Source organism: Salibacterium qingdaonense (assembly GCF_900114715.1).
Classification (GTDB): domain Bacteria; phylum Bacillota; class Bacilli; order Bacillales; family Marinococcaceae; genus Salibacterium; species Salibacterium qingdaonense.
This window is the reverse complement of record NZ_FOTY01000022.1, coordinates 16,214-27,930: the sequence shown is the minus strand read 5'-3', so window position 1 is coordinate 27,930 and position 11,717 is coordinate 16,214. Positions and strand designations below refer to the sequence as shown.

At 46.6% G+C, this 11,717-nt stretch carries 13 protein-coding genes; 4 read left to right on the top strand and 9 right to left on the bottom strand.

Annotated features, from left to right (window positions below; genetic code table 11):
• Window positions 1-4: 4 nt before the first annotated feature.
• The gene (locus tag BM058_RS13925; RefSeq protein ID WP_090927659.1) at window positions 5-820 is read right to left on the bottom strand and encodes a sugar phosphate isomerase/epimerase family protein; all 816 of its coding nucleotides are present in this window, start codon (window positions 818-820) and stop codon (window positions 5-7) included.
• 39 nt (window positions 821-859) lie between these two features.
• Window positions 860-1,618, bottom strand: a complete 759-nt coding sequence (locus tag BM058_RS13920; protein ID WP_090927658.1) for an SDR family NAD(P)-dependent oxidoreductase — start codon at window positions 1,616-1,618, stop codon at window positions 860-862.
• Between the two features lie 251 nt (window positions 1,619-1,869).
• Between BM058_RS13920 and BM058_RS13915 the strand changes: the two genes are divergently transcribed.
• From BM058_RS13915 to BM058_RS13905, 3 genes are all read left to right on the top strand, one after another.
• A complete protein-coding gene (locus tag BM058_RS13915) occupies window positions 1,870-2,877 on the top strand; it encodes a LacI family DNA-binding transcriptional regulator (RefSeq protein WP_090927657.1) in 1,008 nt (335 codons plus the stop codon).
• A 148-nt stretch (window positions 2,878-3,025) separates the two neighbouring features.
• Complete coding sequence (locus BM058_RS13910; RefSeq protein ID WP_090927656.1) at window positions 3,026-3,808, top strand: DeoR/GlpR family DNA-binding transcription regulator; 783 nt, start codon at window positions 3,026-3,028, stop codon at window positions 3,806-3,808.
• A 16-nt stretch (window positions 3,809-3,824) separates the two neighbouring features.
• A complete protein-coding gene (locus BM058_RS13905; RefSeq protein ID WP_090927655.1) occupies window positions 3,825-4,085 on the top strand; it encodes an HPr family phosphocarrier protein in 261 nt (86 codons plus the stop codon).
• A 180-nt stretch (window positions 4,086-4,265) separates the two neighbouring features.
• On the opposite strand, the gene BM058_RS13900 is transcribed toward BM058_RS13905, so the two are convergent.
• Window positions 4,266-5,441 (bottom strand): pyridoxal phosphate-dependent aminotransferase, encoded by a 1,176-nt coding sequence (locus BM058_RS13900; protein WP_090927654.1) that lies wholly within the window; start codon window positions 5,439-5,441, stop codon window positions 4,266-4,268.
• 156 nt (window positions 5,442-5,597) lie between these two features.
• Here BM058_RS13900 and BM058_RS13895 point away from each other — a divergent pair, with 156 nt between their 5' ends.
• On the top strand, window positions 5,598-6,386 hold the full coding sequence (locus BM058_RS13895; protein WP_090927653.1) for a carbon-nitrogen family hydrolase: 789 nt from the start codon (window positions 5,598-5,600) through the stop codon (window positions 6,384-6,386).
• A gap of 9 nt (window positions 6,387-6,395) precedes the next feature.
• Here the strand turns inward: BM058_RS13895 and BM058_RS13890 are convergent, their stop codons facing one another.
• The 6 genes from BM058_RS13890 to BM058_RS18345 all read right to left on the bottom strand — a co-directional run bounded on the left by BM058_RS13890 (window position 6,396) and on the right by BM058_RS18345 (window position 11,324).
• Complete coding sequence (locus BM058_RS13890; RefSeq protein WP_218151907.1) at window positions 6,396-7,283, bottom strand: NUDIX domain-containing protein; 888 nt, start codon at window positions 7,281-7,283, stop codon at window positions 6,396-6,398.
• A 54-nt stretch (window positions 7,284-7,337) separates the two neighbouring features.
• Window positions 7,338-7,655, bottom strand: coding sequence for a helix-turn-helix domain-containing protein (locus tag BM058_RS13885; protein WP_177195571.1), 318 nt, complete (start codon window positions 7,653-7,655; stop codon window positions 7,338-7,340).
• A 73-nt stretch (window positions 7,656-7,728) separates the two neighbouring features.
• Window positions 7,729-8,544 carry an SLC13 family permease gene (locus BM058_RS18820; RefSeq protein WP_322787887.1) on the bottom strand — a complete coding sequence of 272 codons (816 nt, stop codon included), beginning with the start codon at window positions 8,542-8,544 and terminating at the stop codon, window positions 7,729-7,731.
• A 3-nt stretch (window positions 8,545-8,547) separates the two neighbouring features.
• Entirely contained in the window at window positions 8,548-9,504 is a 957-nt protein-coding gene (locus tag BM058_RS18815) for an SLC13 family permease (RefSeq protein ID WP_322787886.1), read from the bottom strand.
• 527 nt (window positions 9,505-10,031) lie between these two features.
• On the bottom strand, window positions 10,032-10,646 hold the full coding sequence (locus BM058_RS13875; protein ID WP_245737008.1) for a DUF3889 domain-containing protein: 615 nt from the start codon (window positions 10,644-10,646) through the stop codon (window positions 10,032-10,034).
• Window positions 10,647-10,835: 189 nt separating this feature from the next.
• A complete protein-coding gene (locus tag BM058_RS18345; RefSeq protein WP_177195570.1) occupies window positions 10,836-11,324 on the bottom strand; it encodes a hypothetical protein in 489 nt (162 codons plus the stop codon).
• Between the last annotated feature and the right edge of the window lie 393 nt (window positions 11,325-11,717).

The following is an 11,717-nucleotide window of genomic DNA, read 5'->3' as shown; positions in this document are numbered from 1 at the left end:
GCGGTTAAACGTGCTCCCGGTTTAATGCCTTTTTCATGTTTTTCAGGCTGCGTTCCATCCATTCATCTTCCACGTCAATCGTTTCCTGGACACTGTCCTGAAAAGGAAGCCACAATTCCACGATGGCGTTCACCTGTATGTCTTCTTTCTGCAGGCTTTCCAGCAGATAGGCCACGTCCAGCTGTCCTTCTCCAACCGGGGCTCCGATTAAGTCAAAGCCGATCGATTTATCTTTGCGCTGGAAAACGAAATCTTTCAGGTGAACATTAGTCGCATAAGCTGTTCCCTGGTCGATCACATCTCTTGGAAACTCAAGCTCGGAGATGGAATTGCCGGGGTCCAGGCATATGCCGATATGCGGACTTCCCACCTCTTCCACGATGTCGACGAGATCCCTCGTTTTAATAGGCTCGTACGTTTCAAGAGCTATCTTCACTCCGTGTTCTTCGAGCTCCGGAACAACGTCTTTCAGCCATTCTTTCGCTTCTGCCATAGAAGGATGGGCTTCTTTGCTGTGAACCATGGTGCGAAGCGTTTTGGCACCGAGTACGCGGGCAATGTGAATATATTTTCGAATATGATCCGGCGTAATGCCCTGCGTTCCTGCTTCAAGCTCAATCCCCTCGTTGTCAGCTGCCTCTTTTACCTGCAGCAGTTCCTCTTCTTCTAGATATTCAATCGGGGGGTGGTCGCAGATCTGAAAAACTTCACCACCCAGCTCTTTTGTTTTGCGTACAAAGTGCAGGATTGTCTCGAGTCCAGGTTCCATTTCGTCGATTTCCCATCTGAACGCGTAAGTGCTTATTCCTAGTTTCATCATTTCCCCCTATTATCTTCCGGGAGTGTCTGCCCCAAAGAATTAATCTATATGAGAACCGCCATTTATATCGATTTCTTCGCCAGTAACGTAGCTTGATTCTTTTGTCGCCAGAAATGCTACCGCATTAGCCACATCTTCCACCGTACCTGCGCGCTTTGCCGGAATGTCAGATTCAAGCTGTTTCTTTTTTTCATCGGTCAGCATTCCGCCGGTGATGTCCGTTGCTATTAATCCGGGAGCTACTGTATTACTGGTTATGCCAAACGGAGCCATTTCACGTGCAACCGCTTTAGAAAATCCTGTAACAGCTGCTTTGGCTGCCGAATAATGGGAGCCGCCAAATATCCCTCCGCCTCGTTTACCGGAAACAGAACTGAGATTCACAATTCTTCCATAGTTGTTTTCCTTCATATGAGGAAGCAGATGCTGGGTGACGAAGAAGGTTCCTTTCATATTCACATCGAAAATCAGGTCCCACTCCTCTTCCGAAATATCCAGTACTCCGGTCGGCCGTGTGATGCCGGCATTGTTCACCAGAATATCTATTTTACTGAATTTTCCGATTAATTCGTCTAATGATTGCTTTACTTTCTCTTCACTCGTAACATCCAATACTGCGGAGTAGGCACTGCCTTTTTCCTGGTCTATATCTTTCACGGCATCTTCGAGCATTTCCTGATTAATATCCGCGATGATTACAGTACCACCGCCTTGGCTGATCTGTCTGGCAATCTCCCTGCCAATCCCGCGTTTTGATGCTGCCCCCGTAACTAGTGCTGTCTGTCCTTCAAAATTCATCGTGTCATCCTCCTCTATGTATTTTGTTAACGTTCATCCATTTTCAGTTTGACCGGAAATGATTGACACATGATAAATGTAAGTTAAACTGAATGAAGTAAAACGTTTAACCTCTGTTAGTAAACACAATAAATTGTGAAAGCGCTTTTGTCAAACTCTTTTTTCGATTCTTTTTGTTTTTCTTTATTTGGAAATTGTTATATCATATAAGAAAGCGGTTCAACAGAAGGTAATTTGGAGGTTTATACCGAATGAAAGTAACAATGAAAAAGATTGCAGAAGAGGTTGGTGTTTCTGTGACGACCGTTTCGCACGTAGTAAACGGCACCAAAAAAATATCTTCTGAAAAATACAATCAAATCATGGAGATTATTAGAAAACATAATTACGTGCCGAACTATTCTGCCAAAAATCTGCGCAGTCAGTCCACGAAAACTGCAGGACTGATCGTGCCGAGTTTTCCTGACTCCTATGTTACCGGCTATATCAACAGTATCAGCAGGCGGGCCAAGGAAATGGGTTACAATCTTCTGTTTATCAACACAGACGAGGACGTCGATTATGAGCAGGAAACTCTTAAACTGCTGCACTCCAACATGGTGGATGGCATTATTTTGTCCCCTTCAGCCAAAATGGAAGAATCCGAGAGCTACAGCGAAGAACTTCTCGACAGTTCGCTTCCTATTGTATTGATAAGCCGTTATCATGAGGCTTTTCAACATTCCCCTTTTGTGACCCAGGATGACTTCCAGGCCGGGTATGACGCTGCCATCCATCTACTCCAGCACGGACATCGTGATATCGGTCTGATTTATGCGGTCAGCGGCATTTCACCTACCAAAAACCGTATAAACGGCTATAAAAAAGCACTGGAAGAATACGGGGTTTCATTTAATGAAAATTATCTGGAAAAAGGGCATGCCACGGTGGAAGGGAGCCGCAAAGCTGTCAAATCACTTCTGGAGAAAAACAAGGAAATCACAGCTCTGTTTGTGCTAAGCGACCTGATGACTATTGGAACGATTTCCGGATTAAAAGAAATGAACAAAAAAATTCCTGACGAAGTGGCCCTGATCGGCTTCGGGGATTTCCCGTCAGCACCGATCATGGATCCTCCCGTCACAAACATCAGTCTATCACCTGACACACTGGGTCAAACGGCATTTGACCTGCTGCTGAACAAAATTAACAATCCCGGCTATGATAAAACGGTTCACATCCCAAATTTTCTAATCACCCGAAAATCATGTGGGTGCTGATATCTGTACAGAGCATTTAAGAAACAAGACGACCTAAGGTTAAACGTTTAACTAAATATGCAAACATTGTTTAGGTTTTTTGCTTTTGCTTATCTTCATTTTTTTTTCATATCATAGAGATACGAAGAGATAAAAAGTAGGTGAACGTATGGGCAAACTGTTCGTAACAGAAAGACGCCATAAGATTATGGAAATCCTGAACACGGAAAGACGACTGACGGTGAAGCGGCTGTCCGGAGAATTAGACGTATCAGAAGTCACCCTCCGGTCTGACTTAAAGGAAATGGAGAAAGAAGGTCTCTTGAAGCGTACGCATGGCGGCGCGGTTCTCCCTTCCTACCCCGAGGAGGAAGTATCCTTTTCAACCAGGGAAAAGCAGAACAAAGACGAAAAAGAAATTATTGCACAGCAGGCACTGGACATTATTAACGAGGGACAGTGTATTCTGCTCGATGCAAGCTCCACGGCTCTTGAACTTGCAAAATTGTTAAAACAGACCAGCATGAAATTGACGGTCGTCACAAGCGGCATCTATACTGCGCTCGAATTGAGGGAAAATCCGGATCTTACTGTCATTTTACTAGGCGGGGTCGTACGGAAGGGATCAAGTTCACTTGAAGGCATACTCGGGTCCAGCATCCTTGAACAGGTTTACGTTGACCTCATGTTCACTTCCGGTAATGGCTTTACGTTTGATACCGGTCTTACGGATTTCAATGTGTATGAAGTCGAATTAAAGACAGAAATGGTAAAAAAAGCGACATCTCTTGTTGCCTTAATGGATCATTCCAAGATCGGCAAAAGTTCGATTTCTTCTTTCGCCGATACTGCAGACATTTCTTATTTCATCACGGACCAACCGCCGAGCGAAAAGCAGCAGGCTGACTTTGATAACCGGAACATTGAAGTACTGTGCCCGGTCGAGGCATAGAAAGGGGATTTATGAAATGAGTGAACACAAAAGAAATATCACCATCAACATTGCTGAATCGCAAACGATTGTGGAATTAAGCACATTACTTCAGAAATACCAGTCTGAAGTCTATCTCATTAACCAGACCGAGGGAAATGTGCAGGAAGTGAATGTGAAAAGTCTGCTGGGACTTGTGACACTGCACCTTCAGAACGGAGATACGGTCACTGTCCGGGCCGTTGGAGAGGACGCGGAGGAAGCTGCTCAGGAAGTTATTGATTTTTTTACAAAGTAGCAGAAATCGAGGTTGAGACACATTATTAATTGAATGTAAAATTCCGACCGGTTCAACGTTGAATCGGTCGGAATTTTTGTTATGTATCCTGTACCGGCAGGAAGCCTGGTGTCTGCAAAACAGTGATCCACAGACGCCAGGCCCCTATTTTATCGAATGATCTGTGCGGTCCAACGAACATTATTCATGGCTCCTAAAATAGCGGGCAATACGGATGGCGGCTTCGCGTAAGTGTTTTTCATGGTTTAAGAGACCTACACGTATATATCCTTCTCCCTGCTCGCCGAAACCACGTCCGGAAGCGACAGCCACGTGTTCTTCTTTCAATAGGGTGTCTGCGAAGGTGTTTGATGTATACCCCTGCGGCACGGGAAGCCATACAAAAAACGTGCCGGATGGGTCCTCACCCTCCCAGCCCTGTTCTCTGAGTGCCGCCATAAAAACATCCCGCCTCGATTCATATGTACGCACGAGATTCCAAACCGGTTCCTGATCCATGGTCAGTGCCCGGGCAGCCGCTTCCTGGATCCCTCCGAAAAGACTGACATGTAAATGGTCCTGAATCAGATTCAGCGCTTCAATCACCGACGGATTTCCAACAGCTGCCGCGACCCGCCATCCTGCCATATTATACGTTTTGGATAATGTATACATTTCCACGCCGACCTCTTTGGCCCCTTCCGCCTGTAAAAAGCTCGGCGGCCGGAAACCGTCATACCCGATAGCCCCATACGCGAAATCATGAACGACACATATCTGATGCCGGGCAGCCATGTTTACCGTTTCTTCGAAGAAAGCGGTGTCTGCTGTAGCTGCCGTCGGATTATTAGGGTAATTTAAAAACATCAGCTTTGCTTTATCCAGTGTTTCCTCGTTCAGTTCGTTATAATCCGGCAGAAAATGATTCTCCTCCCGCAACGGCATGTTCACCGTTTCAGCGCCGGCAAGCGCTGTACCTGACCAATAATCCGGATAACCCGGGTCCGGCAGCAGCGCCGTATCTCCTTCATTCAAAAAGCATTCGCTGATTTCCACCAGTCCTGTCTTCGCTCCGAATAACACGGCAACCTCGGATTCCGGATCCAGTGTCACACCGTACTCTCTGCTGTAAAAGTCAGCAACGGCCTGTTTCAGCTCTTTTCTCCCCCGGAATGGGGAATATTTGTGATGCTCCGGCTTTTCTGCCGCTTCCTGCAATGCTTCAACTACAGCAGCAGGAGCGGGTAGATCCGGGTTGCCCTGCCCTAAATTAATAACATCTATCCCTTCGTCCTTCATTTGTTTGACCTGCTTTACCAGACCTGCGAAAAACTGATCCGGGAGCCGTTTAAGTTTCATTGAAGGTTCAAATTGCATGTTCTGCTTTCCTCCTTTGGTGCATCATTTCATTTATTCTATCACAAGCAGGCACTGGAGCGGTTCGTCTTACTATGTTCCTTTGCATCATGAACAGCTATGCTTTTTCGTTTTTTCAGCGTACAATGATAGGCAGATGAGTAAGGAGGTTACCGTATGCTTGTTTCTTCCCTTCAAATGGATATAGTACCGGGTGATCCGGCGGCTAACCGCGCCAACGTGGCGGAGGCAGTGCGGCAGGAGGCAGATAACACCGGGCCGGATATCATAGTTCTTCCTGAAATGTGGACAACTGCCTATACTCTGCCAGAGCTTCCGGATACAGCCGATTATGCGGGCAGTAGGACCATTCCTTTTCTGCAGGAACTCGCAGTCAAACACGGGGTGCACCTTATCGGCGGTTCCATCGCCTGGAAAGAAAACGGGGACATATTTAACCGTGCTCTTGTCATCAACAAACATGGAAAACTTATTTATCAGTACGATAAGCTCCATTTGGTGCCGATGCTCGATGAACCGGCTTATTTAACCGGCGGGCGTCATAAGTGTAGGATTTTTGAACTGGATGGCATCAAAATGGGGGTGGTCATTTGTTATGACCTTCGTTTCCCGGAGCTTTTACGTCATCTTGCTCTGCAGGGGGCACAGGTTATATTTGTTGTTGCGGAATGGCCGGATGCCAGAAGGGATCACTGGTATCATCTGCAGATTGCCAGAGCCATCGAGAATCAATGTTATATTGTTTCATGCAACCGCATCGGCAGTTACAACGATATTGATTTTGCTGGGACGTCGATGGTTATCAATCCATCGGGACATGTGCTGGCACAAGGACACCGGTATCAGGAGCAGTCGGTGCGCAGCAGCATTCAACCGGCACAAGTACCTGAAGTCCGAAAACAGGTCCCTATTTTCGAGAGCCGGCGTCCGGAATTTTACGAGTGATACAGGTCCTTAGCGGAACGCAGGAAGGCCGTACTGCCGGAACGACTTCACGTCCTCCACACGCTGCCTCTGCGGAACCGTCATCGGGAGCGCGGCCGCATCCGAGGGAGATACCCATGCGTAATCACTGGATTCTGCGTCCAGCTGCATCTCTCCACCTGTAATACGGGCTTCGTACAATATCAGAAATTCCCGCCGTACTTCCCCGTCGGAGTAAGCAATAACGGTCCCGGGATTGGTGTAGGTGCCGACAATGCCGGTCACTTCGATGTCATATCCGGTTTCTTCCCTGACTTCCCGCTTCACACATGCTGCAAGGTTTTCCCCTTCTTCCATCGTACCACCCGGCATCGCCCATTTTTCATTATCGCGGCGTTTCACAAGCAGGATCTCTTCGTTTTCATTGACGAGAGCCGCAGCTGAGGCGGGTTTGACCGAGTTTGGATGCGGCGCTTCAGGGTCATTGAGGTAATCGGTGCGCGTCGTTTCAATAGAAGCCTGCCTCCACGTGAATACCGCGTCCGGCTCTTCCACCACGACTTTGTCATTGCCGGGCGGTGTTTTAATAAAAAGCAGTTCGGTTCCCGGCCTGGAACGCTGGGCATACACGGTACCCGGCGTAATCTGAAAAAAATCGCCCGCATAAAAAGTGTATTCCTCTTCTGTTTCCAGGTCTACATACTGAGTCATTCCACGCATCAAGTACATGTACTCCACAGCCCGTGTGTGATAATGCGGGGCTTCTGAACCCGGTTCATCATATGAAGTAACACCAATTTCCACCGTGTTCTCATGAAAATGCGGAACGGTCTGTGGTTTTTTTAAATGACCGGCCAGATACTGCCTCGTTGTTTGTTCCAAGGCCTGTCTGATACTTTCATCGCTGATGCGTTTCATCGTTTCATTCACCACCCTGCGAAAAAAGCCGGCTTTATCCGCCGGCTCTTTTGTCTATTTTTCTTTTTTCTGACGCTTTTCTTTTTCATCCAGGATATACTTTCTGAACTGCTCTTTTGTTATATCTGAATGCATCGCGGTCTGCACCAGATCCAGCCACTCTGCTTCAAGGTTTTCTTCCGCGGGAGCAATAGAAGATACCGGGACCTGGAGTGCTGCTGCAACATGCTCCAGTTCAGAACGTGTCGGATCATCCTGCTCTCCTTCCTCCACTGCCCTCAGAGTCCTTTCTTTGATTCCCGCTTTCTCTGCCAGTTCTGCTATAGTCAATGCCTGTTCATGCCGTTCGCGGCGTATGCGTATCCCTATCATGCATACAAACATCCTTTTTCTCTTATCATACAAGATTCTACACAAAACACCAAGACTTTTATGCAAAACCTTCTCATACGTACATGATGTAAACCACACTGACCGTTACTGCCATGCATATCATCGTAAGCGGAAAGCCAACCCGCGCGTAATCGGCAAATGAATAACCTCCCGGACCGAATACAATAAGGTTGGTCTGATACCCAATCGGCGATAGAAAACTGGCAGAAGCCGCCACCGCCGTCAGAACAGCCATACCTATCGGCTCTATACCTACCTCTCCACTGATTTCATAAGCAATCGGAAACATAATGACGGCTGCAGCATTATTGGTAATCAATTCTGTAAAGATATTCGTCATGAAATAAAGACATAGGAGAACAGCAAGAATACCAAACGGCTGCAGGCCGCTTATCATAAGATCTGCCGCCCATTCCGCCGTACCTGTCTCGGTGATCACATTGCCGATACCAAGAGCACTTGCGATCAGCAGCAGCACCTGGAACTGAACGGATTCTTTTGCTTCGGATGGCGATGTAATTTTCAAAATGAACAAGGCGCCGACCATAATAACCATCGCTTTAAAGATGGACAACCATCCAATCATCACACAGCTGATGAGCACCATGAGAAGCATCAGCGTTATCCACCCCTGGGACTCATCTTCATAAAACTTTTCCTTCTCAAGCGGGGTCGTAATATAGAAATCCTTCCTCTCCCGCATCCGATCATAAAACTCCGGACCGCTTACAAGCAGCAGCAGGTCTCCCGCTTTCGGCACGATATCACCGATTTTCCCTTCCACCCTCTCATCGTTACGGTGCACCGCCACCACCGCGGCATCATACTTCTGCCGGAAACGGCCCTCTTTAATGGACTGCTGTGTCAAAGGTTACTGATGGGAAACAACAGCTTCCACGAGGCGGCTGTCCCCGTTTTTTATGTTCTCAAGTGACAAATCCGTTCCCGTATTAACGACCAGTCCTTTTCGTTTCTGGAGTTCAGCAATCGTTGAAATCATTCCGGTAAAAATCAGCCGATCCCCCGTCTGAACCCTAGTCTGGCTGCTCACCGGGGAAATCCGTTCCCTTCCACGGATGATTTCAATGAGATACACGCCTTTGAGATTCCGAAGCCGCGCTTCTTCCACCGTCCGGCCGGAGTACGGGAATTCCGGAGTTACTTTCATCTCACTTAAATAATCTTTCGTGCTTTGGTTCACGCGTTGAATCATACTGCGGTGATCCGGAAGCAGTCTTCTGCCGAACAAGAGCAGGTAACTCAGTCCGGCGATCGTAATCGGCACACCCACCCAGGCAAGCTGAAAAAAGGAAAACCCTTTTTCACCTGCATCAATCAACAGACCATGAATCACAAGATTGGTGGACGTACCGATTAATGTTATGGTGCCGCCCAGTATGGAAGCATAAGAAAGCGGGAGCAGATATTTGGAAGGAGAAATATCACGTCTTGACGTCCAGCGGCGGACAACCGGAGTCAGCGTTGCGACAATGGGGGTGTTGTTGAAAAAGGCGGAAAACGCCGAGACCGGAAATAGCAGTTTCCCCATTGCACCGCGTTCCGTTTTTGCATCTGCCAGAAACGAAGACATCAACCTTTCAATCAAGCCGCTTTTTTCAAAGACTCCCGCCACAACAAAGAGAAGGGCCACTGTCATCATGCCCTGGTTGGAAAAACCGGCGAGTGCTTCATCCGGCGTCACAAATCCAAACATCAAAAAGATGAACAGTGTGAAAAATACGAGCAGATCAGGCCGGGCTATTTCCAAAAAAAGCCCGGACAGCATGCCGATTATTCCAATTAATACGACCGCGATTTCTATCGTCATAGGTAACCTTCCTTATGTATCATTCATCTTCCCATCATTATATAGCAACCATTCCCAGCCGGCAATAAATATAAGTTTTCTTATCGGAATTATTGTTTTAATGAGTGTACATAAAAAGAAGCTGTATCAAAAGTCTGCGAAAAGAAATACATTTGCGCTGCAACTGTTCCAGGGCGCCTTGGCACTGCGTCCACTATATCACCGGAGAGCATACGTTAGTGTCCACGGAAGTAGTGTTAGTGACCACTAAGTCCATATAACCCGCAAGATAGTGTCCATTGATTGATGCCAGCGGACACTAATTGCTGATTTCAACGACGCAGTGTCCACTAAACGATAATCCATAGACACTATCTCTTTATTTGTCTATGTTAGTGTCCTCTCACAACTCCCTGGTTGGAATATTTATCCACACCTGAATGGATCAAAGCCAAAAGCGCCGCCCCTTCACAATAGTATTCTTATCACTGCTGCGTTTACTTTCAAAAAAAAGGAACTGTACCTTTTGATACAGCTCCCCTGATCTTTTACATTTCCTGAATATCAAATGAAACAACGCGGTCGGTTTCGGGATTGTAAGTGACGGAGGCCTGTATTTTTCTCGTCTCCTGCGGCGATTGCAGGGTGAATTCATAAGAAGTACGCGTTTGATTTTCGTTTACCTGGGATGTCTCAAGCGCCTGGTAGTTTATCACGTTGTAATTGGGGTAGGCATTTTGTGTCATTTCAAGCAGATATCTGCCCCATCTTTCCTCTTCGAGCTCCGGTGAAGGCGTGATTTCAATGGGGATAACCCCTGCTGCAGGGTCGGCGCCAAGTGCTTCAAACACTCTTTTATGCAGGTTGAGGCGGTTCGGCGGATAGCCGGCAACCTGATCGACAACCGTAACAATCATCTCTCTTCCCGTAACGGGATACCTGATTTTCAGATTCTGACCGCATGAGTAAGGAGAAGATTCTCCTACAGCCGCTGTCATGTACTGATAGGCCGACCAGGACATGCCGCATTTTGTTACAGGTCCTCCCTGTGTCCACGTCGCCTGTCCCTGTACAGCCTGCTGCCGGGCCTGATAATCAAACGTACGGGGCATTGAATGCGGTGCAGGCGGCGTAACCTGCATCACATAAGGATAATAATACATAATGTTCCCTCCTGTTCAGCTCGCCGTTCTTTCTCATCCTATGCAACCCGCGCCCAACAAGGAACATCCCTATTCAAAAAACGCTTCCGATAATCCTGTAGAATAATCGGAAGCGTTTTGGATATTGATCAGGGGCTGCAATCTCTCGGTTTCCTTCCCTGCGGTTTGGTGTCGTCTTGGTTTCTCTGTTTACTTTCCGAGTGGTAAGCAGCCGTCTGTGTTCTTGATTCTACCTATGTGAAAAAATGGTTTCCATGTTTCAGACATCTCCAGAATATCTTCTGTATTTCTCATATATACCCGGATTTGACCTGTACTCGTATAAATGATTTGGTCCTTCTGAAAATCCGCGGGCTCTTCTTCTACGACAAAGTGAAAAAGATGGTTGTCAGTTACTTCCTCTTTAATAAATACATTGGCTGTATCAGAAAAATGCAGAAGTTCGGCAAGTTTTGACCAGTTCATGTACCGCTGCACCAGTTCACATATATCATCATATGCCTCATACCCGGGGTTCGCCCGGTAGATTTTCAGGTTTTTTTCCATTCGGTAAGTAAGCATGTTCTGATCCACAAAGCGGTTCAGTTCCACTCGGACAGCATTTGTGGAATCCCCGAATTCTCTTGTGATGCTCCGAAGGTATCCTTCCGTCCCGGGATTCAGGAAAAATTTCAACATAAGCCGGAGTCGCGTTTTAGAAGTGATTAAATGATGCAGCATAACTCGTATTCCCTTCTTTGCATTAACTTTCTTTTTATATCGTCCAGCTTTTACAAGATTTCAGCGGTTATTATTTTACCGATAAATGAGTCTAAAGTAAACTGTTATACTATTTAATTAGAGACTTTTTTCTTAAATTTAAACAATATTTTTAATATTCCAGTATCCGAAGTAAGCTGAAAAAGTCCGCGGCAATCTGCAATACGCATTTACCCTTCTCTATTCTCACTAAAACGTAGTTCAGAAACCTTACAGTGGTATGCCGGGCTGGTGAAAAGTAAAAGATGTCATAAAATGAGTATTTCCCGGGAAATACATTTTTTTCTGCGGCAGAAATCCGGTGGATTTTTA

Excerpts from the sequence above, each read along its gene's own strand:
- BM058_RS13925 (WP_090927659.1), bottom strand. The coding sequence starts at position 820 with ATGATGAAACTAGGAATAAGCACTTACGCGTTCAGATGGGAAATCGAC.
- BM058_RS13920 (WP_090927658.1), bottom strand. The coding sequence starts at position 1,618 with ATGAATTTTGAAGGACAGACAGCACTAGTTACGGGGGCAGCATCAAAA.
- BM058_RS13915 (WP_090927657.1), top strand. The coding sequence starts at position 1,870 with ATGAAAGTAACAATGAAAAAGATTGCAGAAGAGGTTGGTGTTTCTGTG.
- BM058_RS13910 (WP_090927656.1), top strand. The coding sequence starts at position 3,026 with ATGGGCAAACTGTTCGTAACAGAAAGACGCCATAAGATTATGGAAATC.
- BM058_RS13905 (WP_090927655.1), top strand. The coding sequence starts at position 3,825 with ATGAGTGAACACAAAAGAAATATCACCATCAACATTGCTGAATCGCAA.
- BM058_RS13900 (WP_090927654.1), bottom strand. The coding sequence starts at position 5,441 with ATGCAATTTGAACCTTCAATGAAACTTAAACGGCTCCCGGATCAGTTT.
- BM058_RS13895 (WP_090927653.1), top strand. The coding sequence starts at position 5,598 with ATGCTTGTTTCTTCCCTTCAAATGGATATAGTACCGGGTGATCCGGCG.
- BM058_RS13890 (WP_218151907.1), bottom strand. The coding sequence starts at position 7,283 with ATGAAACGCATCAGCGATGAAAGTATCAGACAGGCCTTGGAACAAACA.
- BM058_RS13885 (WP_177195571.1), bottom strand. The coding sequence starts at position 7,655 with ATGATAGGGATACGCATACGCCGCGAACGGCATGAACAGGCATTGACT.
- BM058_RS18815 (WP_322787886.1), bottom strand. The coding sequence starts at position 9,504 with ATGACGATAGAAATCGCGGTCGTATTAATTGGAATAATCGGCATGCTG.
- BM058_RS13875 (WP_245737008.1), bottom strand. The coding sequence starts at position 10,646 with ATGTATTATTATCCTTATGTGATGCAGGTTACGCCGCCTGCACCGCAT.
- BM058_RS18345 (WP_177195570.1), bottom strand. The coding sequence starts at position 11,324 with ATGTTGAAATTTTTCCTGAATCCCGGGACGGAAGGATACCTTCGGAGC.